The sequence below is a fragment of the Acidovorax sp. LjRoot194 genome (genome assembly GCF_964253015.1).
Lineage (GTDB): Bacteria > Pseudomonadota > Gammaproteobacteria > Burkholderiales > Burkholderiaceae_C > Acidovorax.
Genome location: NZ_CAXUQB020000001.1, coordinates 2,766,416 through 2,790,753 on the forward strand (window position 1 = coordinate 2,766,416; position 24,338 = coordinate 2,790,753).

The following is a 24,338-nucleotide window of genomic DNA, read 5'->3' on the forward strand; positions in this document are numbered from 1 at the left end:
GTGCCCACACTGTCTTCGCTATTTTGTGCGTTTGCAGCATTTTCTTGCAATGTGAAATGCATAAGCACCATTTGAAATTGGCAAAAAATATGCGAAACTAGAGCCAACGACCTAAATTTGCTGCCACATCTACAGGAGACAAAACATGTCAGCTCAGCCCGACCAAACGGCCGGTTTCGGCATCGGCACGGACGCCGACCAGCAGGAAACCCGTGAATGGATGGACGCCCTGTCCGCCGTCATCGACAAGGAGGGCCCTGAGCGTGCCCATTTCCTGTTGGAGCAGCTTTTAGAACACGCCCGCCAGAGCAGCATCGACATGCCGTTCTCTGCCAACACGGGCTACGTGAACACCATCGAAGTCGACCAGGAAGCCCATTGCCCTGGCAACATTGCGATCGAAAAGCGCCTGCGCGCCTACATGCGATGGAACGCCATGGCCATGGTCGTGCGGGCCAACCGCCTGAACCCGGCCGACGGTGGCGACCTGGGCGGTCACATCGGCTCGTTCGCGTCCGTCGCCAGCATGTTCGGCGCTGGTTTCAACCACTTCTGGCACGCCGCCAGTGAAGACCACGGCGGCGACCTGCTGTACATCCAGGGCCACAGCTCGCCCGGCATCTACGCCCGCGCCTACCTCGAAGGCCGCCTGACCGAAGAGCAGCTCGACAGCTTCCGCCAGGAAGTGGACGGCAAGGGCCTCTCGAGCTACCCGCACCCCAAGCTGATGCCCGAGTTCTGGCAGTTCCCCACGGTGTCGATGGGCCTCGGCCCGCTGATGGCCATCTACCAGGCGCGCTTTCTCAAGTACCTGCACGCCCGCGGCATTGCCGACACGGCCAAGCGCAAGGTCTGGGTCTTCTGCGGCGACGGCGAAATGGACGAGCCCGAATCGCTGGGCGCCATCGGCCTGGCCGCGCGTGAAAACCTGGACAACCTGGTCTTTGTCGTCAACTGCAATCTGCAGCGCCTGGACGGCCCGGTGCGCGGCAACGGCAAGATCGTGCAAGAGCTCGAAAGCGAGTTCCGCGGCAGCGGCTGGAACGTCATCAAGCTTCTGTGGGGCAATGGCTGGGACACCCTGCTGGCGCGCGACAAGACCGGCAAGCTCAAACAGCTGATGATGGAGACGCTGGACGGCGACTACCAGGCCATGAAGGCCAACGACGGCGCCTTCGTGCGCAAGAACTTCTTCGGCAAGTACCCCGAAACGGCCAAGCTGGTCGAGCACATGAGCGACGAAGAGATCTTCGAGCTGCGCCGCGGTGGCCACGAGCCCGCCAAGGTGTACGCCGCTTTCCACGCCGCCAACGAGCACAAGAACCAGCCCACGGTGCTGCTGGTCAAGACCGTCAAGGGTTATGGCATGGGCAAGGCCGGTGAAGGCAAGAACACCGTGCACCAGACCAAGAAGCTGTCGGACGAAGACATCAAGTACATCCGCGACCGCTTCAACATCCCGATTCCGGACAGCCAGCTGGCCGACATCCCCTACTACAAGCCGGCCGACGACACGCCGGAAATGCAGTACCTGCAAGAGCGCCGCAAGGCTCTGGGCGGCTACCTGCCCAAGCGCCTGCCCAAGGCCGAAGAGAGCTTCACCGTGCCCTCGCTCGACACCTTCAAGGCTGTGCTGGAGCCCACCGCCGAAGGCCGTGAAATCTCCACCACCCAGGCGTATGTGCGCTTCTTGACGCAGCTGCTGCGCGACCAGGCCCTGGGCCCGCGCGTCGTGCCCATCCTGGTGGACGAGGCCCGCACCTTCGGCATGGAAGGCCTGTTCCGCCAGATCGGCATCTACAACCCCAAGGGCCAGCTGTACACCCCGGTCGACCGCGACCAAGTGATGTACTACAAGGAAGACAAGGCCGGCCAGATCCTGCAGGAAGGCATCAACGAAGCCGGCGGCATGGCCAGCTGGATCGCCGCGGCCACCAGCTACAGCACGAACAACCGGATCATGATCCCGTTCTACGTGTACTACTCGATGTTCGGCTTCCAGCGCATCGGCGACCTCGCCTGGGCGGCGGGTGACATGCAGGCCCGCGGCTTCCTGCTGGGCGGCACGTCCGGACGCACCACGCTCAACGGCGAAGGCCTGCAGCACGAAGACGGCCACAGCCACATCCTGGCCGGCACCATCCCCAACTGCGTGAGCTACGACCCGACCTTCGCCCACGAAGTCGGCGTGATCATGCACCACGGTCTGAAGCGCATGGTCGAGCGCCAGGAAAACGTCTTCTACTACCTGACGCTGCTCAACGAAAACTACCCCATGCCCGGCCTGCAGCCCGGCACGGAAGAGCAGATCATCAAGGGCATGTACCTGTGCAAGCAGGCGCCCGCCCTGGCGGCAGACGCACCCACCGTGCAACTGCTGGGCAGCGGCACCATCCTGCGCGAATCCTTCTTCGCCCAGGAACTGCTCGAAAAGGAATGGGGCGTGGCCGCCAGCATCTGGAGCTGCCCCAGCTTCAACGAACTGGCCCGCGACGGCCAGGACGTGGAGCGCTGGAACCTGCTGCACCCCACGGAAACCCCACGCACGTCCTTCGTGGCCGAGCAACTGGGCAAGACCACGGGCCCCGTGGTCGCATCCACCGACTACATGAAGAACTATGCGGACCAGATCCGCTCGTTCATCCCGGCCGGCCGTACCTACAAGGTGCTGGGCACCGACGGCTTTGGGCGCAGCGACTTCCGCAGCAAGCTGCGTGAGCACTTCGAGATCAACCGCCACTACATTGTCGTGGCCGCTCTGAAGGCGCTGTCCGAAGAAGGCAAGGTGCCCGTGGCCAAGGTGGCCGAGGCCATCGCCAAGTACAACATCCAGGCCGACAAGGTCAACCCGCTCTACGCATAAATCGAACCGGAGACAACAATGGCATTGGTAGACATTCAAGTTCCGGACATCGGAGACTTCGACGAAGTCGGCGTGATCGAGTTGCTCGTGAAACCCGGCGACACGGTCAAGGCAGAGCAGTCGCTCATCACCGTCGAATCCGACAAGGCATCGATGGAAATCCCTTCGAGCCACGCCGGCGTGATCAAGGAGATCAAGATCGCCGTGGGCGACAAGGTCAAGCAGGGCTCCGTCATCGTCGTGCTCGAATCGGCCGACGCTGGCGCAGCGGCTCCAGCACCGGCCGCAGCTTCTGCACCCGCTGCAGCAGCAGCACCGGCTGCGGCGCCTGCAGCTGCGGCTCCTGCACCTGCTGCAGCGCCTGCTGCGTCCGGCCCAGTGGAAGTGCGCGTTCCCGACATCGGCGACTTCAAGGACGTGGCCATCATCGAGATGCTGGTCAAGGTCGGCGACACGGTCAAGGTCGAGCAGTCGCTCTTCACCGTGGAGTCCGACAAGGCGTCGATGGAGATCCCTTCGCCCGCCGCCGGCGTGCTCAAGGAACTCAAGGTCAAGATCGGCGACACCGTGAACATCGGCGACCTGGTCGCGGTGCTGGAAGGTGCAGCCGCGCCTGCGGCATCTACGCCGGCACCTGCAGCCGCCCCGGTTGTTGCTGCTGCTGCGCCTGCAGCCCAGGCAGCCGCCCCAGCGCCGGCTCCGGCCCAGGCCGCTGCGGCAGCACCTGCCCCGGCAGCGGCGGCCGTGCCCGCCCACCAGCCCGGCACGCCCACCCCCGGCCTGCCGCACGCATCGCCCTCCGTGCGCAAGTTCGCCCGCGAACTCGGCGTACCGCTCGACGAGGTCAAGGGCACCGGCCCCAAGGGCCGCATCAGCCAGGACGACGTGCAGGCCTTCACCAAGCAGGTGATGAGCGGCGCCACCCAGACCAAGGCCCAGGCCGCCAAGGCGCCCGCGGGCGGCAGCGGTGGCTCCGGCGCAGGCCTCGATCTGCTGCCCTGGCCCAAGGTCGACTTCACCAAGTTCGGCACTGTGGAGCGCAAGGACCTGTCGCGCATCAAGAAGATCAGCGGCGCCAACCTGCACCGCAACTGGGTGATGATCCCCCACGTCACCAACAACGACGAGGCCGACATCACCGAACTCGAAGCCTTCCGCGTCTCCACCAACAAGGAGAACGAGAAGAGCGGCGTCAAGGTGACCATGCTCGCCTTCGTGATCAAGGCCGTGGTGGCCGCGCTCAAGAAATTCCCTGAGTTCAACACCAGCCTGGACGGCGACACACTCGTCTACAAGCAGTACTACCACATCGGCTTTGCGGCCGACACGCCCAACGGCCTCGTGGTGCCCGTGCTCAAGGACGCCGACAAGAAGGGCATCATCCAGATCAGCCAGGAGATGGGTGAGCTGGCCAAGAAGGCCCGCGACGGCAAGCTCGGCGCTGCCGACATGCAGGGCGGCTGCATGTCCATCAGCTCGCTGGGCGGCATCGGCGGCACGCACTTCACCCCCATCATCAACGCACCCGAAGTGGCCATCCTGGGCCTGTCCAAGGGCCAGACCAAGCCCGTGTGGGACGGCAAGCAGTTCGTGCCGCGCCTGGTGCTGCCGCTGTCGCTGTCGTACGACCACCGCGTCATCGACGGTGCATCGGCTGCGCGCTTTAACGCCTATCTGGGCCAGGTGCTGGCGGACTACCGCCGCATCCTGCTGTAACAAGGAGACCCTGGTATGGCAATCATTGATATCAAGGTTCCGGACATCGGCGACTTCGCCGAAGTGGCGATCATCGAAGTGCTGGTCAAGCCCGGCGACACCATCAAGGCCGAGCAGAGCCTGGTCACCGTGGAGTCCGACAAGGCCTCCATGGAGATCCCCTCCAGCCACGCCGGTGTGGTCAAGGAGCTGAAGGTCAAGCTCGGCGACAAGATCGCCGAAGGCTCGGTGGTGCTCACGCTCGAAACGTCGGATGCGGCCGCTGCACCGGCGCCTGCGCCTGCGCCTGCGGCTGCGGCTGCGGCTGCTCCAGCCGCGGCATCTGCACCCGCAAGTTCTGAGCAAAAAGCTGCTCCAGCGCCCGCGGCACAAGCGCCAGCTGCTCCTAAAATCGAAGCATCCAGCTTCGGCGGCACGGCCGACCTGGACTGCGACGTTGTCGTGCTCGGTGGCGGCCCCGGCGGCTACAGCGCCGCCTTCCGCGCGGCCGACCTGGGCCTCAAGGTCGTCATCGTCGAGCGTTACGCCACCCTGGGCGGCGTGTGCCTGAACGTGGGCTGCATCCCCTCCAAGGCGCTGCTGCACGTTGCCGCCGTGATCGATGAAGTCAGCCACCTCAAGGCGGCCGGCATCGACTTCGGCGCACCGCAGGTCAACATCGACACGCTGCGCGGCCACAAGGACAAGGTCATCGGCAAGCTCACCGGCGGCCTGGCCGCCATGGCCAAGATGCGCAAGGTGACCACCGTGCGCGGCTACGGCAGCTTCGTCGGCGCCAACCACCTCGAGGTGGAAGAGACCAGCGGCACCGCGCAGGAGAAGACGGGCACCAAGAAGGTCATCGCCTTCAAGAAGGCCATCATCGCCGCCGGCAGCCAGGCCGTGCGCCTGCCCTTCATGCCCGACGATCCACGCGTGGTCGACTCTACCGGCGCCCTGGCGCTCAAGGAAGTCCCCAAGCGCATGCTCATCCTGGGCGGCGGCATCATCGGCCTCGAAATGGGCACCGTGTACAGCACGCTGGGCGCACGCCTGGACGTGGTCGAGATGATGGACGGCCTGATGCAAGGCGCCGACCGCGACCTCGTCAAGATCTGGCAGAAGATGAACGCGCCGCGCTTCGACAACATCATGCTCAAGACCAAGACGGTGGGGGCCAAGGCCACGCCCGAAGGCATCGAGGTGACGTTTGCCGCAGCGGAAGAGGGCGGCACCGCGCCCGCGCCGCAGACCTACGACCTGGTCCTGCAGGCCGTGGGCCGCACGCCCAACGGCAAGAAGATCGCCGCCGACAAGGCCGGCGTGGCCGTGACGGACCGCGGCTTCATCAACGTCGACATCCAGATGCGCACCAACGTGCCGCACATCTTCGCCATCGGCGACATCGTGGGCCAGCCCATGCTGGCGCACAAGGCGGTGCATGAAGCGCACGTGGCAGCCGAAGTCATCGCTGGTGAACTGCAAGGCAACAAGGAACTGGCCAGCGCCGCCTTCAACGCCCGCGTGATCCCGAGCGTGGCCTACACCGACCCCGAAGTGGCATGGGTGGGCCTGACCGAAGACCAGGCCAAGGCGCAAGGCATCAAGGTCAAGAAGGGCCTGTTCCCGTGGAATGCTTCCGGCCGCGCCATCGCCAACGGCCGCGATGAGGGCGTGACCAAGCTGCTGTTCGACGACTCGCCAGAGGCCCACGGCCACGGCAAGATCCTGGGCGGCGGCATCGTGGGCACCCACGCTGGCGACATGATCGGCGAGATCGCTTTGGCCATCGAGATGGGCGCGGACGCAGTCGACATCGGCAAGACCATCCACCCGCACCCCACGCTGGGCGAAAGCATCGGCATGGCGGCGGAGATCGCCCACGGCAGCTGCACGGATGTGCCGCCGCAGAAGAAGTAATCGCATCAGCCATTGCGCAAAACAGCCCAGGCAGTTCGCTGCCTGGGCTTTTTTTCGTCTGCCCAAGGGGTTGCTGGGCCGTTGTCAGCCTGATCAGGACCGGAGCCCGATGCAAGCCACCCTCGTCACTTGTGCGGAATCGCAATCGGGCGTTTGCGCGGTGGTTTGGTCACCGGCTTGTTCTCTCCGAAGGCCACCTTCTCGCTGCGCTCCGAGTTCATCAGTGCGATGAAGAAGGGCTTGAGCGGCACAAAATCGAAGTTCTTTTCCACCACCAGGTACCGTGACAAAGGGCCGATATCGGCAAAGCCCGACGCTCCCGATTGCACCTGCCGAAACCGGCGGTTGGCCCCCTGTGCCAGGCCCCGGCGCTCGCGCAATGAAAGGTCCGCCAGCGGCTGCACGAAGGCGCTGCGCGCGCTGAAGCGCACCCAGGTCTGGCCGCCGGGGGGAATCGCTGTGGAGTTGACGCTGACGGTTTCTGCCGCCGTGCCAAGAGGGCTGGCCGGGGAGGGCGGGCCCATCACGGTCAGGCGCAGCTCCAGTTGCAGCGATTGTTCAGTGCCCTGGTTCTTGACCAGAACGTCAAGCTGACGCTTGCTACCCGGCACCGCCTTGAAGTCGATGAACTTCAGGTTGGAAAACGGGCTGGGGTCGCCTTCTTTCCACTTCGGCGCCAACGGGGGCACTTGCGCCTTTTCCCACAACACCACGTTGTCGTTCTCGTTCGACTCGATCACGTCGCCATAACCATCGGCGGTGATCCGGAAACCATGCTTGGACCCGAACTGATCCTTGGTGATGTTCTTGGGCAGCTGCATCGAGAAGCCGATCATGCAGTCCCCGCTGCCCGGATACCCGCCCAGCTTGTCGATGTCGTGGCCCACCGCGTACATGGGGCCATCCGCTTGAGTCGGCCCGGCAAATACCTCGAACCGCACATAGAACAGCCCGGTTTCCCCCGTCGGACTCTTGGGGTCGAGGAAGGCGTCCGGTGGGCTCAGGTCGGTGCGGTAGTTGGCATTGAGCACGGTCACGTGGGCAAACCACGGCTGTGCGGGGTCGTAACAGGGCATGTCAGGCGTCGCCTGCTCGATTCCATCAAAACGGACATGCAAATTGGGTAGTGCCATGGTGCTTCGTACCGGTTGTTGTGGATGAACAAAAGCGGTGGATGCCTTGCAAGGGCCTCAGGCAAGCGCGCGCGGGCAAAGTATGTCACTGAACCTCGAAAATGGTCTCGCAATTTGTGCCGGTGTCTGTCGCAGCGCCCGCGCGCCTTCCGTCGCCGCAAAGCCCTTGTGGCGTTCCACTGGCCCCACTCGTGGCCGCGCCAGAGTGCCGCGCCAAAAGTGGTGGAAAATACCGGGTTTGCTGCCGCATGCCTTTCGGGCAGCGCTGCGGTCCGGTTTTTTTACTTGTTTGCTCCCTTGAGCCTGTCCATGCAAGACGTTCAAAACTCCAAGATCTCTGTCGAGAAGATCGGCGGCACTTCCATGACCGCCTTTGGCGATGTGCTGCGCCACATCGTGCTGCACGATCCCAAGCGCATCAACGGCCGGATCTACGTGGTCTCCGCGTACTCGGGCGTGACCAACCAGCTGCTGGAGCACAAGAAGACGGGCGAGCGCGGCATCTACGCGCTGTTTGCCGAAGGCAAGGGCTACCAGGATGCCTTGACCCAGCTGGCCGTCAGCCTGAAAAAGCTCAACGCAGGTTACGCCGATATTGGCCTGCCGCTCGATGTGGCGGATGCCTTCATCGACCAGCGCATCGGCCAGGCACGCGAGTACCTGGGCGCCATGCAGCACGTGCTGGCCAGCGGTTACCTGAGCCGCCACGACGTTCTGCTGGCTGCGCGCGAGGTGCTGGCCTCCATCGGCGAGTCGCACAGCGCCTTCAACTCGGTCGAGATCCTCAAGGCCAACGGCGTGAATGCCATCCTGATGGATCTGGCCGGCTTTGAAGACAACGAAGCCTGGACCATCGACGAGCGCATCGCGCAAAGCTTCAAGGGCCTCAACCTGAGCGACAAGGTGGTCGTGGCCACCGGCTACACCAAGGGCACCGAAGGCATCATGCGCGAGTTCGACCGCGGCTATTCCGAGGTCACGTTCAGCAAGATCGCGGTGGAAGTGCGCCCGGCCGAGGCGGTGATCCACAAGGAATTCCATCTGTCGTCTGCCGACCCCAACCTGGTCGGCCTGGAAAACGCCATCGTGGTCGGCGCCACCAACTACGACGTGGCCGACCAACTGGCCGACGTCGGCATGGAGGCCATCCACCCCAAGGCCGCCAAGCCCATGGAGCTGGCCGGCATTCCGATCCGCCTGAAGAACACGTTCGAGCCCGACCACCCCGGCACGCTGATCACCAAGGACTTCGTGGGCGAGCGCGCCCGCGTGGAGATCGTCACCGGCACCGACAAGGTCACGCTGATCGAGATCCACGACCCCAGCATGGTGGGCACGGTGGGCTTCGATGCCGGCCTGATGAACGTGTTCTGCAAGCACGGCGTGAGCTACATCCTGAAGGCGACGAACGCCAACTCGATCGCCCACCTGGTGTGGGACAACCAGCTCACGCCCGCCATGGTGGCCGAGCTGCAGCGGGACTACCAGATCGTGACGATCAAGCCCAGCGCCATCGTGTGCGCCATCGGCTCCAACATCAGCATTCCCGGTGTGCTGGCCAAGGCGGCGCAGGCGCTGGCCGATGCAGAGGTCAACGTCAACTGCGTGTCGCAGACGCTGCGCCAGGTGAACATGCAGTTCGTGATCGAACGCGAAGACTACAAGACGGCGGTCAAGGCGTTGAACTTGGCGCTGTGCGTGAACTCCGGCGCGCCGGTGCCCCGCGTGTGATGACGTGGCGGCAGGGGTATGGCCTGCCGCGATGCCGGTGCATAAAAGCAGATGCAGAGAGCCGATGCAGGAAGCCTGCGATGGATGACCGAGAGCCCGCCTTGCGCGGGCTTTTTGTCGTCTGGGTGGACGTGAACGGGTGTGGGCAAATTTGAGGGTGTCCGCCCCACGGGTTTGCGTTCAGTCTCGTGGTGTGCCAGGCCGATCCCAGGCGGTTTGGGCTGGGCCCTGCGAGGTGCTCAGGGGAGGTGGTTCGACGAGTTGTGCCGCGCTTCGACAGGCTCAGCGTGAACGGTTTGCTGGTCTGGAGAACACGTGGGCATTGCTGGCGTTACCCATGGCCGAGCAGCCTTTCGAACAGATCCGCTCCCCCCATCTGTCCACCCTTGAGCATCAACTCCAGCCCGTGGCGCGACGGGTCTGCGCTGTGTGCGCTGCTCAGCGTGACGCCCGGACAGACCGTGGTCTTGTACGACAGCCCCCACAACTGCAGCGCCTGGACTGCGTGGCTGGACGTGTCACCGCCCGCGATGCCGATGCGGCGCAGTGGCGCGCCGTGTTCTGCGCGGGCTTGCACCACGCGGGCGATCAGATGGGCGCTGGCCTGGGCGACATGGGTGGACGAGGCCCCAGCGGCCAGGGGCGCGCCGTCCGCGGGGCCGGTGAAGGCCAGCACGTTTTGTCCGCTGTTCAGCCCCGTGCAGATGGCGTCCTGCAGACCCTGCGCGTAGGCCGTGTCACTGCACAGCCGTTGGGCATCCACGGCAATGCGGTGGTATGCGGTGGCGGCCTTCACCTGCGCGGCGGTCAGAGGGGACAAGCTGCCCGCCCAGGCCAACACCGGCCCGTCGGCGGGCGCCAGCGGTGCAGCGGCCGTGGACGCGGGCTTGCCCCAGTGGGCGACCAGCGCCTGGGCCACGGCGCTGGAGCCCACGGCCAGCAACCGGGCGTGTTGAGACTGCTGCCACAGCAGGCGGCCTACCGTGGCCAACTGGCCGGGCGTGGTCAGGTCCAGCAAGGTAGGCGCCATGGCGTGGGACGCTGCGCCATGTGCCAGCAGGGCCTGCAGGGCGGCGTCCAGGGCGTCGGTGGTGGTGGTGTCGGTGTCGGTGGTGGCGTCGTACAGCGGGTAGTGCAGGGCGGTGATGCCGTCGAGCCCCTGGCGCGCCAGATGGAGCCGGAGGTCGGCCTCGCCCATGGGCGTGACCGGGTGCTGGCGCATGGTGGGGTGGCGGTCTATGCGGTGCACGGCGCCGCCCGTGCCCGCAGCAGCGAACAGGTTGCTGAACGCGCAGTAGCGCCCCAGGCTGGGCTGCCCACCCACGATGGGCACCCAGCGGTTGTTCACAAACGGGTGCAGGGTCTGAATGCCGCAAGCGATGTTGCCGACATGCGGGGCGCTGTCGAAGGTGGAGCACACCTTGTAGTGCAGCACCGGCGGCGCCAGCTTTTCGAAGAAGCGGCCTACAGCGGACATCTCGGCCCGCATGGCCTCTGGCGGCATGGCGCGCGCAGCACCGGCAATGCCCACCGCATCGAGCGGCCCGGCAGCGGCCAGCGCCTCGGCGCTGGGCACGCCCATGAACAGCATTGAGCGCAGGCCGGCCTGGGCCAGCACGGCCAGGGTGTCGGTGGCGCCGGTGAAATCGTCGCCGTACCAGCCGTACAGGGGGGCACTCGTCGTCATCGCTTATTTCTTGCCGAAGAATTCGATCGCACGGCGCAGCTCGGAGGCGTGAGTGGCGCGCTGGCTCAGGGTCTCGCCCTTTTGCACCGCGTCCCAGGCCTGCTGCAGGCTGGCCACGCCCGCAGCGGGGCCGTTGGGGTGGGCCAGAATGCCGCCGCCGGACATGAACAGCAGGTCGTTGGACCGGATGCTGTCCCACGTGGCGGGCACGGTGCCGGCCCACTGGCCATTGGAAAACGCTGGCAGCACGCGGTCGTCCAGCCCTTCGCACAGCGGCGCCAGCGTGTCGTGGGCCGACTCGATGACTTCTTCATCGGTCTGCGAGAACTTGCCCTGCAGGCCGTGCACATGCATGTGGTCCACGCCCGCCAGGCGCCACAGCGTTTGCCAGGCGTTGAATGAAAAGCCTAGCAACGGGTGGCGCGACAGCGCGCCGTAGCCGTTGCGGTGGCCATGCAGCGCCAGCGGGCTGTGGCGGCGCAGGGTTTGCACGGCCGAGTAGCCGCACCAGTTCAGGCTCACCATCACGCAGCTGCCACCTTCGGCGGCAATCAGGTCGGCGTGGCGGCGCATGGCGTCGGTCTCGTCGGTGATGTTGAAGGCCACCATGACCAGCTTGCCGGTCTTGTCCTGGTGGGCGCGCACCCGGCGCATCACGGCTTTGACGCGGTCGGCCAGCGGTGCGTGAACCGGGTTGGCGCAGACTTCGTCGTCCTTGATGAAGTCCACCCCCGCAGCGCACAGGCGGCCGGCCAGGTCGCCGGTTTCTTCCGCCGACAAGCCCACGTTGGGTTTGATGATGGTGCCGATCAGCGGGCGGCCCTGCACGCCGGTCAGCGCGCGGGTGCCGGCGATGCCGTGTCGGGGCATGTCGAACTGGGCGCGGTAGCTGCTCGGCAGCTTCATCGACTCCAGGCGCAGGCCGGTGACCTCGCCCAGGTCGTACAGATTGCCCGACACCGTGGCGGCCAGCGTCGGCAGGTTGGGGCCGATGTTGTCGCACGGAAAGCTCACCCGCAGCCGGGCCCGCTGCCAGGTCTGCGGCGTGTCGAACATGCCGCGCCGCTGCATCCAGCCGTTGGGCAGCGAAGGGGCGGGTGCCACGTCCAGCAGCTCGACCGACTCGACCGTGGCGCGCGCACGTTCGCGCAGCGCGTCGGTCTCTCCCTCCACCCGGGTGAAGGTGCCGCACGACTGCTCGCCCGCCAGCACTTCGGCCACGTGGGCGGGGTCTAGCGGGGTCTCGATCAGGTAGGTGGCTTGAAAGCGGTCTGGGGACATGGTTAGCTTTACTACTGTTTTGATAGCTGCTAGCGCTTATGGATCAAGCGGTAGAGGCCTATTTGGCTTGAAAATTGCACGCACTCAACGCGTTGCCCGCGGTCGCAGTCAGCCTGACGAAGGGCTTGCCGTGCGCGCAGAAGCTTCGACAAGCTCAGCCTGAACGGTGAGGCGGACTTGGCTCATGCGCACGGCTTCGACAGGCTCAGCCCGAACGGTTGGGGTAGAGATGGATGGCCCTTAAAAATCAAATCTTCGACAGATCAGGAAAAGGCCGCACCGGGTCCGTCACGCCATCCCATGTTTCCGACTCTGCACGGATCAGGTCGAACATCCGCCCCTTGGGGCCGGCCACTTCCGACAGCTCGATCACGGTGCCGGGGTGGTATTCGGTATCGAAGTAGACGAAGCGGCCTTTTTCACCCACCTCGCCGCTCATCACCGTCTTGAAGCCCTGGGCCGTCAAGCGCGCCAGGTCGGCGTCGTAGTCGCTTGTCCAGTACGCCACGTGCTGCAGCCCAGTGCGCCCGGCCTGCAGAAAGTCGCGGTACATCGACGGCACGTCGTTGCGCGTCTGGATTAGCTCGACCTGCACATAGCCCGAGTTGGCCAGCGCCACCGAGTTGTGCGGCTCGTAGGACTCGCCCTGGTACACGTAGTTCTTGATCGGAACCTTGGGGTTGTAGAACCATGGGCCCACGCCCAAGGTCTTGCTCCAGTAGTCCATGGCGGCTTCGATGTCGTGGACCACATAGCCAAGTTGGCGGATGGCGCCGAAATGACGACTCATAAAAATTTCCTTTGGTGGTAACGGTCGGATCGGATCGAGTCAGGTCGGGGCAGGGCGCTGCCGGGCGGGGTGGCTTTACCCACCGCCCATTACGTGCCGCCCCTTCGCAGGCTTGGCTTGGCTGGTCTTGTTGGCTGCTTGCTTGCTTACTTCGCGCCGTCGATGATTTCTTTGGGGATCGGCACGCCCGCGTACTTCAGGTGGATGTCGTTGAGCTTGCCGTTGGCCAGGTTGGTCTTGATCCAGCCGTTGACGGCGGCCATCAGCTCGGGCTGGCCCTTGCGCATGGCCACGCCCAGTTGGTACGACTGCAGGATGAACTTGGTCTCGAAGTCGCGCGACGGGTTCTTCTTGGCGATGGCCGCGATGATCGGCGGCGTGATGGCCACGATGTCGGCCTGGCCAGTGGCGGCCGCGGTGATGGATGCGGACTCGTCGTCGAACCGCACCACCTTGGCCTGCGGTGCGCGCTCGGTCACGATCTTGTCCTGCGGGCCACCGCGCGTCACGGCCACGGTCTTGCCGGCCAGGTCTTCAATGCTGGTGAGCTTCAGGCCCTTGGGCGCGCCCACTGCCGCCTGGATGGCGCCGTAGGGGATGGAGAAGTCCACCGCCTTCTGGCGCTCGGGCGTGATCGACAGCGACGAGATGATCAGGTCCACCTTGTTGGACAGCAGGTTGGGGATGCGCGACGAGTTGGTCGTGTTCACGATCTCCAGCGTCAGGCCCAGGTCCTTGGCCAGCAGCTCGGCCGCTTCCACGTCCGAACCCACGGGCTTCATCTTGTCGTCTACGTAGCCGTAGAACGGCGCACCAAAGTCGATGCCCACGCGCAGCTTGCCGGCGGTTTTGATGTCGGCCAGCTCGGCCATGGCGGGCACGCACAGGGCGGCGGCGCTGATGGCCAGCAGGGTGCGGCGGAGGATGTGGGAAGTGGTCATGGTGTTGTCTCCTGGTGGTTTTTGAATAGGAAATCGGAAAGGGGAGGGCTTCAGTCACAGCCCATGGGACAGAAAGTCGCGCAGCTCGGCGGTCTGCGGGTTCTTGAGCATGTCGCCCGGGCCCGTCTCCCACACCTTGCCTTCGTGCATGTAGATGATGGTGTCGGCCACGCGGGCGGCAAACTCCATCTCGTGGGTGACCAGCACCATGGTCATGCCGCCCTGGGCCAGGGCTTCGATCACGCGCAGCACCTCGCCGGTGAGTTGCGGGTCGAGGGCAGAGGTCACTTCGTCGAACAGCATCACCTGCGGCTCCATCGCCAGCGACCGGGCAATGGCCACGCGCTGCTGCTGCCCGCCCGACAGTTGCTCGGGGTAGGCCTGTGCCCTATCCGCCAAGCCCACCTGCTGCAGCGTGCGGGCGGCAATCTCACGCGCCTTGGCCGTGGGCATGTTCTTCACGGCCTTGGGGGCCAGGGTGATGTTCTGCTCCACCGTCAGGTGAGGGAAGAGGTTGTAGCTCTGGAAAACGATGCCCACGTCCTGGCGCAACTGGCGCAGGTCGATGGCCGGGTCGTGCACCGCGTGGCCGCAGACGTGGATCGTGCCGCTGTCGATGATCTCCAGCCGGTCGATGCAGCGCAGCGCCGTGCTCTTGCCCGAGCCGCTCTTGCCGATGATGGCCACTACCTGGCCCCGTGGAATGGCAAACGACACGCCCTTGAGCACCTGGTTGCTGCCAAAGCTTTTGTGGACGTCTTTCAGTTCCACCACGGGCTTTTGTGACTGTGACTGTGGTTGTGGCTGTTGTTGAAGCGGTGGTTGTGCAGACAGCGCAGCTTGCGCAGAAGCTTGCATGGCAGCGTCTTGGGCCAGGTTCATGGTGTCGTCTCGTTTCATGCGGTGGTCACAGGCACAGTGGCTGGGCCACGGTTTCCAAACTGCTGGCGCTGCTCCAGCTTGCGGCTCCAGACCGACAGCGGGTAGCACATCGCAAAGTAGACGATGGCGATCAGCAGGTACACGGTGAAGGGCTGAAAGATCGAGTTGTTGATAAGCTGCCCGGCACGCACCAGCTCGATGAACCCCACGATGGACGCGAGCGAAGTGTTCTTCACGATCTGCACCATGAAGCCCACCGTGGGCGGCGTGGCAATGCGCACGGCCTGCGGCAGCACCACCAGCCGCATGCGCTGGGTGCGCGACAGGGCCAGGCACTCGGCCGCCTCCCACTGCGTGCGCGGCACCGACTCGATGCACCCGCGCCAGATCTCGCCCAGATACGCGCTGACGTAAACAATCATCGCAATGCTGGCCGCCACGATGGCCGGCAGCTCCAGCCCAGCGATGGACAGGCCGAAGTAGCACAGGAACAGCACCACCAGCAGCGGCGTGCCCTGGATGATCTGAATCCACGCAATGGTTGCCCAGCGCACCGCCTTGATCGGGCTGACGCGGCACAGCGCAATCACGCCCCCGGCCAGACCACCGCCCACAAACGCAATCAGCGACAGGCCGACGGTCCACAGCGCGCCCCACAGCAGGTACTGCAGGTGATAAGAGTTCAGTCCGCCATCAATCACAGGCGCACCTCCATAGGGTTGTTGCTTTTGTTTTGGCTGTAGCCGTTGTCGTTGTTGTCGTCGTCGTTACTGAGCTGGCAACTGAGCGGACGGGCTCGAACCACAAACCCCCGTTCAGGCTGAGCTTGTCGAAGCCTCACGCAGCGCCTGGGCAAGCCCATCGTGAACGGATGGCGACCGAACGAACCCGGTGTCAGTGGCCCGCTAATCGCACGCCCCCAGAGGCGCCGAGCCTGCGCTTGCGCGTGAACACCATCTGCCCGAACACCCACAGCCCCAGCCGCATCAGCAGCGACAGCGCCAGGTACGCCACCGCCACCAGGATGTAAGCCTCGAACGGGCGAAAGGTTTCGGACTGCACCCGCGCCGCCACGGCGGTGAGTTCCTCCACCGAGATCTGCGAGGTGATGGACGACGCCAGCATCAACAGCACAAACTGGCTGGTGAGCGCGGGGTACACCTTCTCCATCGCCGGGCGCAGCACCACGTGCCAGTACACCTGCCGGCGCGTGAGGCCCAGGCACTCGGCTGCTTCGATCTGGCCCTTGTGGATCGAATCCATGCCCGCCCGCATGATTTCGCAGGTGTAGGCCGCCACGTTGATCACCAGCGTCAGCAACGCCGCAGCAAACGCCGACACCTTGAAGCCCAGGCTGGCCAAGCCGAAGAACACCAAAAACACCTGCACCAGCAGCGGCGTGTTGCGCAGCACCTCCACATAGGCTCCGCAGGCCTTGACCAGCCAGCGCTGGTCGCTGCGCCGGCCAATGGCCAGCAGCGTGCCGCCCACAAAACCGATCACCGTGGCCGGGAAGGACAGCAAGATAGTCATCCACGCCCCCTCCAGAAACTGGGGCCAGTTGGCCAGCACGCTGGCAAAGTCGAACTCGTACGTCATGGGTAGGTCAGCCGTGCGCGTCAATCAACGTGTGCGGGCGCGGCGGCCAAAAGCTGGCGGCTTGCCCTGTGGGCGCAGGCGAGCGTGAACGTGAGCGGAAATACCAGGCATGTCTTTGTCTCCTGCGTGATCGGCCTGGCACGCGTGCCAGTCGTCACAACCTAGGGTTTGTACTGATGGTTTCTGATGCCTTTGAGCATCGAACGCCGAGTGATAGTATCCGCAGAATCCATCAAATACCAGCAAGCTGGATGATGGTTTTTGATTGAATCGCACATGGCCCAAACCCCGCCCAACCCCAGCAACCCCAGCAGTCCACGCAGCCCGCGCATCCCCGACATCGCCCAGCTGTCCGGCGTCTCCACCGCCACGGTCGACAGGGTGCTGAACCAGCGGTCGGGCGTGCGCAACGCCACCGCGCAGCGGGTGCTGCAGGCCGCTGCCACCCTGGGCTACCTGCCGCAGGCCGAGCTGCACGCAGCACTGCAGCCGCAGCCCCTGCGCCTGATGGTGCTGATCCCCGAGGGCAGCAACCGCTTTCTGCAAATGCTGGGCGACGTGATCGGCTACGCGCAAGACCACTGGGCACCGTTCAACGTGCGCTGCCAGGCGGCGTACATCGAAAGCTTCAACCCCGACGCGCTGGCCAAAGCGCTGCTGCACTACGGCAAGCGCTGCGACGGCATCGCCTTCATGGCGCTGGAGCACCCCGTGGTGCGCGAGGCCGTGGCCCAGCTGGCAGAGCAGGGCGTGCCCACGGTCACGCTGATATCGGACTTGTCCAACTCGCGCCGCGTGGCCTACGTGGGCCTGGACAACCGCGCCGCTGGCCGCACCGCCGCCTATTTGATCGCCCGCTTCATGGGCCCCCTGGCTCACAGCCGCAAGGCGCACGTAGCGATGATTGTGGGATCACTGCGCTACCGCGCCCATGAGGAGCGCGAGGCGGGTTTCCTTCACCTGTTCGAAGAACAGTTCCCCCTGGTGCAGGTGGTGGGCGTGCGCGAAGGCCAGGACGACGCCGAACGCAACTACCGCCAGGCCCGCGCGCTGCTGGAGCAGCACGACGACCTGGCGGGCATCTACAACATCGGCGGAGGGGCAGAAGGCATCGGCCGGGCGCTGAAAGAGGCGGGTGCCGACCGCAAGATCGTGTTCATCGGCCATGGGCTCACGCCGGATACGCGTGCGCTGCTGATTGACGGGACGATGGACGCGGTGATCACGCAGAACCCGCAAGGGGCGGTGATGAACTGCGTGCGGATATTTGCGAATCTGCGGGATGGAAGGGAGCCGACGAGCGGGGTGGAGACTACGCGGAGTCAGGTGATATTTCGGGAGAATTTGCCGTAGCGGGGAGGGCTGTCGGCTCTCTGGGGGCCGGACAGGAAGTCACTGTCTTTCTGCCGCCTTCAGCCATTCACTGACGCCATTCACGCCGATGGCAAGTAATTTGTCTTGGAGCGCTACAACGCGCTGAATCATGGCCCCTCCATCTGACTCCTCAACCTCTTCTGCATGGGCAAAAAGATGTGTCAGCAGTTGAGTAAGGTTGTTTTCGTGGTCGTACAGGTAAGGCCTTGTACGTTGCGCGAACTCCAGGAAGATTTCGCTAACTGCCAGCGCCACTACTGGTTCCCGTTGAGACACCGCATTTAGCCAGGCATCAAACCCGTAGAGTTCCGGCCGATTGGCTTCGGTTTCCTTTTCGAGAAGCTCAAAACAGCGTTTGATTAGCGATTGGGGTACGACCACCAACGATGAAGTCTCCCCGAGCAGGTGCCGCAACTTGCGGGCAACAGTGGCTGCGTTTAGATTCTCTGGAGACATGCCAACTTCAAGACCAAAGCAACATTGCTTTGAATGACTTTGGTAATTCTCGGGATGGCTCCACACACTGGCGGCGCCTCGCCAAGCCTCAACCATATTCACGATTTTTAGCTGTTCAAGCAACAGGTTGAAATCAAACTTACTGCTTAGTGCCGCGAGCGCTGTAATACGACCCCAGGTTTCCAGATCTTTGTCAATGCCAGTGGCAGCCAGCTGGGAAAGCCAAGGCTTGACCATCTCAAACCTCTGGTGATACGCGTAGTACAAACAAGGTTCAGCCATCGTCCACAGCCCAGGAGTGGCCTGTTGCATGGCGATGTCAAACAGTTGCCACCCAAACTCTGGAGCAAGACTTTGCAAATAGGGCAAGCGCCGAAGCATGACTGCCCGAACTGCGGGGTGAGCATCGTCCGCAAAGCTGCTTAGAGTCGGCGCTAGAAGTTGGGGCCATGAGGCGTTGTTTTCTTGAAGAGTAGTAGCCAAAATCATCAGGGCATCGACAGCATTGCCTTTTGCCATATTGATGCCAATGGTTAATAAGTTAACTGAATCCCCCGAAACGGATTCTTTCTCAACCATTTCGAGAAATCCAGTTGTTAATGCCACCAGCCTTTCTGCTGTCAATGTATCGCGAACTACATGAGCGCAAGCTTCCAAAGCCTTTGCCGCCTCACGGGTGTGATGCCATTGTTCAGGGTGTTTTTCGAGCGTACCTAGCATGGATTGAATCAGCATCGATGCATCAGCTTCTTCTACGGGTGCCCAAGTTCCACTGGGCTGCAAATTGCCATAACGGATCGAAAGGTAGTTTGCAACTCCGTCCACAACGCTCTCGCGGAATTTCTTTGGTATTTTTTCCCAATAGCTAAGTAAAAAGGTGATGAACCGGCGTGGATCACGGGATGCGGCTTCTTGAAGTTGAACTCCGACCTCTCGTTCCCCACCAATCAAAAATTCATCGAAGGTGTTTTTTTGGTGGCCGTCATAGTGGGTGAGTAGTTTTTGTACAGCCAAGTCACTGCAATTCAATAAAACTTCATAGGTAAACGGTGGTGCAACCCACCCACCACTAGAGCCAATGCGTGCCTGCCTTAAAAGAGGCCATGTCAAGCATTCGGCTTTATTCACCACGGCTTGGCTTGCAGGGCTTCGGAGGTACCCAGGGATGGGAAGAATCAATTGGGCTTGGTGGTGCAGTCGCCAATTTGTTTGCTCCGTTTCGCTGGAATCTTCATGGGGGATACCCAAAATGCGCGCCTCGACTGCGTCCTGGATGCCTGAATCCAACTCGACGAAAGTTGTCTGTATCAGCGTTCCAAGTTCGAAGGTCAACTCGGATTCAAGAAGTTCTGCATCGCACAACATATGGCCAATCACATCGAGATTGGTGGTTGGTGTTGTTGTACAAGCCAATATGGCGAAGTATCGGAGGGAACCTTCTGCATTGGAGCAAAGGCGTTGGCGGTTCTGTTGCCACCAATCCGAGTTGAGCGCAGCATGGTCGATAACCGCTGCTTCGATGGCATCCATAAAGACCCTTCCGCTGCCAACATGCCTCAGGCCGGTTTGACTATGAGTGTTCTCATAGGACGTTTCACGCAAGAAGCTCGTCCGAAAGCTCCGATGTCCACCGTAACGCGATGCCTGAATTTGGCTCCACTGCTCCAACGCTTCCACCGCCAAGTTCAGCAGGGACACAGAAGCCAGCATTCGCCGACGCAAGAAGTGATCATTCGAATTGCCAAATTCATGCGGCTCGCAATGTAGGTTCTTGTCCCATTGGTATCCAATCAAATCATCGTTGCTGACCTCCCCTGCGATGTACTTCCACAGTACTTCGTCGTCGAGCCCTCCTGCGGTAATACAACGGGCTAAAGCCTTGCCGAGAACGCTGCGTTTTCCCCTCGGCATGCTCAGCAAGGATTTCAACAATGAAGACATCTGGCCTGCATGCATTTGATCCATGCTTTCGATGGCAAAGGTCAATTGATCAGCCAAGTGCGTGCGGTCTGCCCAATCCGTCGCTAGCGCTTCTGTCCAGAAGTCCACTACTCCTGCCACATCATCATTTTTCCAAGCTGAGACTCGATGGACGTGCCGCGTCATTGCCTCGCTGTCGCGCTGATATTTCAGCATGGGCACCAGATGCTTCATCCAAAAATAATGCCATTCCAAGCGAAAAGCTTGGGTGTAGATGACCTGAAAGACTTCGGGATGTAGGGCGCGTAAATCGCGAATCAGCGGCCAATCGTCGTCCTGGGGTACTTGCTCGGCCAGGCACTCCGCTACCAAGCGGCGGATATGAAATGCGTGGTTCTCGGTGAGTGCGGTACGCAATTGGCTGCGGAATGTTTTTCTATCTCCGGCGGCCAGTTGAGCTACAAAACTGCGGATGCTGGGCCGCACAAAAGGCACAGGCGGCAAGTCCTGAATAAAAGCACTCAATGTCTTGCCCTGCCGTAGGGCATCACTGATAACCAGCACATCCAGCAAGGTTTGGTGCCCAAAGGTCAGTTTTTCATCCTGGGTTAACTGCAATACGTTGTGACTCAGTAGAGACCGACGGACTAAATCAGAAGTTGCCAACCGCTGCGGAGGTACTGACAGGCTGCGACGCCTCAGCATATCTGTTGCGATGGCTTCGATGGCCTGCATGGCGGGATCACCCAATGCATCGTTGGCTTGAACAATGGTGTGCAGGTACCTCTGAGCCAATGCTTGGCTGGTCACCACGTTGAAGCTACCGCGTTGGCCCGCCAGTTCCACGTATAAGGCCAGCTCACGCGGGTTCTGAATCAGCAGCCGAGTGGCCTCATCCAAGCTGGACGTGTCGATGCCTTTTCTGGCGAGCAGAGGCGCAATATTCGTCTCCCAGTTTAACGGTTGGCATTTGAATTCGTTGCTCCATTTCCGTTGAGCAATCCGTCTGTCATATTGACGGTCAAAGTCGCGGCAAGCGGTTATGACCGTGACATTGGGCAGCCTCAGCAGGCGATCCATCTGAGCAAGAAAATAGTCCAGCACCTTGTGTTCGCGGGCGATGGAAAGCACATCGAGCGAATCAATGACCACCACTACATGGGTTTCTTCAGCCATGCGTGCCGTGCGCTCAACCCAGTCTTGTGGCAGCCCTTGCGCCTGGCGATCTTGCGCAGTGTCCAGGTCCGCAAACTCGCGGGATTGGATGAAGATGGGAAAAAGATCTGAACGGGATTGGGTTTGCAGCTCAAGCGTTTCCTGCAAAGCCAGCATCACGCATGTTTTGCCAGAACCTGGCTGGCCGGTCAGCAAAATTGATGAGGGCTTGGAGTCAATCGCAGCCAGGATTTCAGCGACCAAGGGTGTTGAAACGGTTTCGCCAGCAATATCTCGGCGCCACTTTCTGCCGATGGAGGATGTGCTTTCGAATGCAGAGCGAACTTCCGTCACATCCATAGGCAATGCCAGCATGGAACCTGCAGCATGAACGATGGACTGCAGGTCGGCTTTGGTCAGTCGGTGTTGTACCGCGACGTTTTGTCCGTTCTGACCGTCAGCACGCAAGCCGAGCCGGTCAAGGCGCGTCCAAAGGGCATTGAATGCAGCATCTGAGTTGCTTGCCAACCGACGCAGGCGCTCAAGGAGCAGTGCTTCCATGCGATCCAGCTCTGGACTGGATTCAAATGTGGTGCGACGAAGAAAGTCGTAGGTGGAAAGTGTCGGCGTGTGATGCGCAAGCTGGGTTTTCAGTTTTACATCTGTCGTCCTCCCGGCTTGACCTAAGTTTGCTTGGTAATTGGCCTCGTCGGGATAGTTGGTGCTGTACTCCCGCAAGGCTGCCAATTCCCCGAAGGGACTTCGGGAATAGAAACGTACAGATGTCTTCGGGTCACTGGCAAGCATGAGGCTGGCTTTTTGAAGTTCGCCAGCCAGATCGGCCACTGACCATGCCTGATGCTGTGTTTGGTTCTTTTTGCATTGGCAGCAAATCTTTGAGCCGTCTTTCTTGCCAATGACTACGTCATCAACCAGTAGCGTTGCGGCATCGACCTCAAGCCATTCAAAGGTTGGATCATCGAGAACGGTCAGTGCCCATTCAAAAGCAACCAACGTCTGATAGCCATCGCCACGATTGGATTGAATACCTGCCTTGCTCATTGAGGGCTTTCTGTCTGACGTTGGTCTTTGCACATAGCCCCGTGTGATGGGGGCTCCACATTGTCGCCGTCGACAAATGGGTGGTGCTGATCACAGGACGAGGTGCAGCAGGAGCCGAGTAGCGAGAAGGACAAGAGCTTGCTGCAGGCGATCGAGGCCGCGCGAGATGCGGTCAACGCCAAACCGGGCACGCCTAGAGTGGCAAATCTGTTTGTGAGCAAGGTGGGACTGGACCCGCGCCGGCCGTGCGTCTGCACCACCCGCACGCCCAGTGCTTCAGCGCGGCGCGCCTCGTGTTCCATTGCAGCACACAGTTCAGACTGGAACTCGCTCGGTCGGGGTGGGGCGGTTTCGTCCAAGGGCTCCATCGACGCGTTGGGCGATGCGCCGTAGAAGCCTACAGCCGATGGGCTGGCCAGCACGCGCGGTACCTTTTGCAGGCGCCGCGTCCAGGCAGGCGACGACTCGGTTATCCCTATGAGTGGTTCCGAAGGTACGCAGAGAAAACCGTCTTTGCAAAATTCCGTACGGCGGCATGATGGGAAAATCTCGCATTCAGCCTAGAAGTGATGTGGTGGCGCCTGCAAGAGCCAAGAAGCGCTGGCAGTCATCTCCCGCCGCGCCCGTTTTCCCCGCCTTCCCATCCCCATGAAATGTCCAACATGCCAGTGGCACAACCCCGGCGAAGCAACCCAATGCGTGATGTGCCGCGCCCCGCTGGTCAGCGGCGGTGAGCCTGACTTCACTACAGCCTTCCCGCAGCAGCCAACCCCCGCCGCAGCGGCCACACCGGTCGCCGTCTTTCTGGCCACCGACCTGAGCCGCACCGTCGCCACGGTGATCGATGGCCTCCAGATGCTCGTCTCTGCCGCGGTGTGGCTGGTGGTGGTGTGGGATATGTCCTGGTCCATCTGGCCCAAGCTGCTGGGTGCCGTGGTGCTGTTTTTTCTGCCAGCGTTGCTCGACGCAGGACCTGGTTCGCTGGGCAAGCGGTGCCTGAAGATTCAGGTGGTGACGACACGTGGTGAAAAGCCGTCGTTCGCCATCAGCATCTGGCGCCACTTCATCAAGTACGTGTTGCACATCGCGCTGCCCGTCGTGTGGAAGCTGATCGAGCCGTGGCTGACTGGCGGGCGTCACCTTCACGATGTGTGGGCGGGCACCACGGTGATCGAGCGCTTGCCTGCCAGTGCCCGTGCGGCCCGCGCTGCGCCGGAGCTGTTTCATGAAGCGTTGATCGCGCAGGCCCACGGCGTGCAGACCAGCGCAGCGCCACAGGCCCCGGTGCGGGCCGATGTGAAGAACGCTAGGCAGCAAGTCACGCGGGCGTCCAGGGCGTTCGATGTGTTCAAGAGCCTGCTGGCGTGGTGCATCGCGGGTGCGTTGCTGTGGCTGTTTGTACCGGCGGTGTGGTCTCTGTACAAGGAGTCGCAGGACCCCACCATGTCCGCCGTATCAGACGCCAAGGCCGCCACCAAAAAGCTCACGCACCTGCTCAGCCAGCGATTCGAACAAGGCCAAAGCCTGGAGCTCGACTGGAGCGACCCCGCGTTGGCAGCGCTGGAGGCAGAGATGGGCGCAGTGTTCACCAGCATCACCACCGAGCCCCGCGGGCCCGTCACGCTGCAGATCAAGAGCGGGCCGGTGGCGGGCAAACACATCGTGCTGGCGCCGGAGTACAACTTCGGCAAGAAGGCCATCAAGAAATGGACCTGCGGCAGCCCTGACATCGAACGGGCCCAGTTGCCCACTGGCTGCAAGGCCACGCTGAGCACCGCGCCCACCACCCCTTGAATTGAATGGTGGCCGCCATTTCGGCGCGGCACCGATTGCACCCAGACACTTATCA

At 62.5% G+C, this 24,338-nt stretch carries 15 protein-coding genes; 6 read left to right on the forward strand and 9 right to left on the reverse strand.

The window, feature by feature from the left end; genetic code table 11:
* Positions 1–145 precede the first annotated feature (145 nt).
* The 3 genes from aceE to lpdA are packed head-to-tail and all read left to right on the forward strand — an operon-like array spanning position 146 to position 6,478.
* Positions 146–2,863: a pyruvate dehydrogenase (acetyl-transferring), homodimeric type gene (aceE, locus tag ACSQ3N_RS12375; RefSeq protein ID WP_436146383.1), complete on the forward strand. Its 2,718-nt coding sequence runs from the start codon at positions 146–148 to the stop codon at positions 2,861–2,863.
* An 18-nt stretch (positions 2,864–2,881) separates the two neighbouring features.
* On the forward strand, positions 2,882–4,579 hold the full coding sequence (gene aceF, locus ACSQ3N_RS12380; protein WP_436146384.1) for a dihydrolipoyllysine-residue acetyltransferase: 1,698 nt from the start codon (positions 2,882–2,884) through the stop codon (positions 4,577–4,579).
* A 15-nt stretch (positions 4,580–4,594) separates the two neighbouring features.
* The gene (gene lpdA, locus ACSQ3N_RS12385; protein ID WP_436146385.1) at positions 4,595–6,478 is read left to right on the forward strand and encodes a dihydrolipoyl dehydrogenase; all 1,884 of its coding nucleotides are present in this window, start codon (positions 4,595–4,597) and stop codon (positions 6,476–6,478) included.
* A 125-nt stretch (positions 6,479–6,603) separates the two neighbouring features.
* Here lpdA and ACSQ3N_RS12390 read toward each other — a convergent pair whose 3' ends face one another.
* Complete coding sequence (locus ACSQ3N_RS12390) at positions 6,604–7,554, reverse strand: hypothetical protein (protein ID WP_436146386.1); 951 nt, start codon at positions 7,552–7,554, stop codon at positions 6,604–6,606.
* A 366-nt stretch (positions 7,555–7,920) separates the two neighbouring features.
* On the opposite strand from ACSQ3N_RS12390, the gene ACSQ3N_RS12395 reads away from it, so the two are divergent.
* Positions 7,921–9,342, forward strand: coding sequence for an aspartate kinase (locus ACSQ3N_RS12395; RefSeq protein WP_056421489.1), 1,422 nt, complete (start codon positions 7,921–7,923; stop codon positions 9,340–9,342).
* Positions 9,343–9,673: 331 nt separating this feature from the next.
* Here ACSQ3N_RS12395 and ACSQ3N_RS12400 read toward each other — a convergent pair whose 3' ends face one another.
* From ACSQ3N_RS12400 to ACSQ3N_RS12430, 7 genes are all read right to left on the reverse strand, one after another.
* Positions 9,674–11,029 carry a four-carbon acid sugar kinase family protein gene (locus tag ACSQ3N_RS12400; RefSeq protein ID WP_436146387.1) on the reverse strand — a complete coding sequence of 452 codons (1,356 nt, stop codon included), beginning with the start codon at positions 11,027–11,029 and terminating at the stop codon, positions 9,674–9,676.
* 3 nt (positions 11,030–11,032) lie between these two features.
* On the reverse strand, positions 11,033–12,310 hold the full coding sequence (locus ACSQ3N_RS12405) for a ribulose-bisphosphate carboxylase large subunit family protein (protein WP_436146388.1): 1,278 nt from the start codon (positions 12,308–12,310) through the stop codon (positions 11,033–11,035).
* A gap of 247 nt (positions 12,311–12,557) precedes the next feature.
* Complete coding sequence (locus tag ACSQ3N_RS12410; RefSeq protein WP_056168930.1) at positions 12,558–13,100, reverse strand: VOC family protein; 543 nt, start codon at positions 13,098–13,100, stop codon at positions 12,558–12,560.
* Between the two features lie 146 nt (positions 13,101–13,246).
* On the reverse strand, positions 13,247–14,041 hold the full coding sequence (locus ACSQ3N_RS12415; RefSeq protein WP_436146389.1) for a transporter substrate-binding domain-containing protein: 795 nt from the start codon (positions 14,039–14,041) through the stop codon (positions 13,247–13,249).
* A 54-nt stretch (positions 14,042–14,095) separates the two neighbouring features.
* Entirely contained in the window at positions 14,096–14,923 is an 828-nt protein-coding gene (locus ACSQ3N_RS12420; protein WP_436146390.1) for an amino acid ABC transporter ATP-binding protein, read from the reverse strand.
* 14 nt (positions 14,924–14,937) lie between these two features.
* Positions 14,938–15,609 carry an amino acid ABC transporter permease gene (locus ACSQ3N_RS12425; RefSeq protein ID WP_200926918.1) on the reverse strand — a complete coding sequence of 224 codons (672 nt, stop codon included), beginning with the start codon at positions 15,607–15,609 and terminating at the stop codon, positions 14,938–14,940.
* A gap of 208 nt (positions 15,610–15,817) precedes the next feature.
* A complete protein-coding gene (locus tag ACSQ3N_RS12430) occupies positions 15,818–16,522 on the reverse strand; it encodes an amino acid ABC transporter permease (protein WP_436146391.1) in 705 nt (234 codons plus the stop codon).
* A gap of 276 nt (positions 16,523–16,798) precedes the next feature.
* Between ACSQ3N_RS12430 and ACSQ3N_RS12435 the strand changes: the two genes are divergently transcribed.
* Positions 16,799–17,875, forward strand: coding sequence for a LacI family DNA-binding transcriptional regulator (locus ACSQ3N_RS12435; protein WP_121508696.1), 1,077 nt, complete (start codon positions 16,799–16,801; stop codon positions 17,873–17,875).
* A 39-nt stretch (positions 17,876–17,914) separates the two neighbouring features.
* On the opposite strand, the gene ACSQ3N_RS12440 is transcribed toward ACSQ3N_RS12435, so the two are convergent.
* Positions 17,915–22,489: an AAA family ATPase gene (locus ACSQ3N_RS12440; RefSeq protein ID WP_436146392.1), complete on the reverse strand. Its 4,575-nt coding sequence runs from the start codon at positions 22,487–22,489 to the stop codon at positions 17,915–17,917.
* Between the two features lie 648 nt (positions 22,490–23,137).
* Here ACSQ3N_RS12440 and ACSQ3N_RS12445 point away from each other — a divergent pair.
* A complete protein-coding gene (locus ACSQ3N_RS12445) occupies positions 23,138–24,283 on the forward strand; it encodes an RDD family protein (protein WP_436146393.1) in 1,146 nt (381 codons plus the stop codon).
* Positions 24,284–24,338: the final 55 nt, after the last annotated feature.

Coding starts and splice junctions, on each gene's coding strand:
- ACSQ3N_RS12400 (WP_436146387.1), bottom strand. CDS start 11,029: ATGACGACGAGTGCCCCCCTGTACGGCTGGTACGGCGACGATTTCACC.
- ACSQ3N_RS12405 (WP_436146388.1), bottom strand. CDS start 12,310: ATGTCCCCAGACCGCTTTCAAGCCACCTACCTGATCGAGACCCCGCTA.
- ACSQ3N_RS12390 (WP_436146386.1), bottom strand. CDS start 7,554: ATGCCCTGTTACGACCCCGCACAGCCGTGGTTTGCCCACGTGACCGTG.
- ACSQ3N_RS12415 (WP_436146389.1), bottom strand. CDS start 14,041: ATGACCACTTCCCACATCCTCCGCCGCACCCTGCTGGCCATCAGCGCC.
- ACSQ3N_RS12445 (WP_436146393.1), top strand. CDS start 23,138: ATGAAATGTCCAACATGCCAGTGGCACAACCCCGGCGAAGCAACCCAA.
- aceF (WP_436146384.1), top strand. CDS start 2,882: ATGGCATTGGTAGACATTCAAGTTCCGGACATCGGAGACTTCGACGAA.
- ACSQ3N_RS12430 (WP_436146391.1), bottom strand. CDS start 16,522: ATGACGTACGAGTTCGACTTTGCCAGCGTGCTGGCCAACTGGCCCCAG.
- ACSQ3N_RS12440 (WP_436146392.1), bottom strand. CDS start 22,489: ATGAGCAAGGCAGGTATTCAATCCAATCGTGGCGATGGCTATCAGACG.
- ACSQ3N_RS12435 (WP_121508696.1), top strand. CDS start 16,799: ATGGCCCAAACCCCGCCCAACCCCAGCAACCCCAGCAGTCCACGCAGC.
- lpdA (WP_436146385.1), top strand. CDS start 4,595: ATGGCAATCATTGATATCAAGGTTCCGGACATCGGCGACTTCGCCGAA.
- ACSQ3N_RS12410 (WP_056168930.1), bottom strand. CDS start 13,100: ATGAGTCGTCATTTCGGCGCCATCCGCCAACTTGGCTATGTGGTCCAC.
- ACSQ3N_RS12395 (WP_056421489.1), top strand. CDS start 7,921: ATGCAAGACGTTCAAAACTCCAAGATCTCTGTCGAGAAGATCGGCGGC.
- aceE (WP_436146383.1), top strand. CDS start 146: ATGTCAGCTCAGCCCGACCAAACGGCCGGTTTCGGCATCGGCACGGAC.
- ACSQ3N_RS12420 (WP_436146390.1), bottom strand. CDS start 14,923: ATGAACCTGGCCCAAGACGCTGCCATGCAAGCTTCTGCGCAAGCTGCG.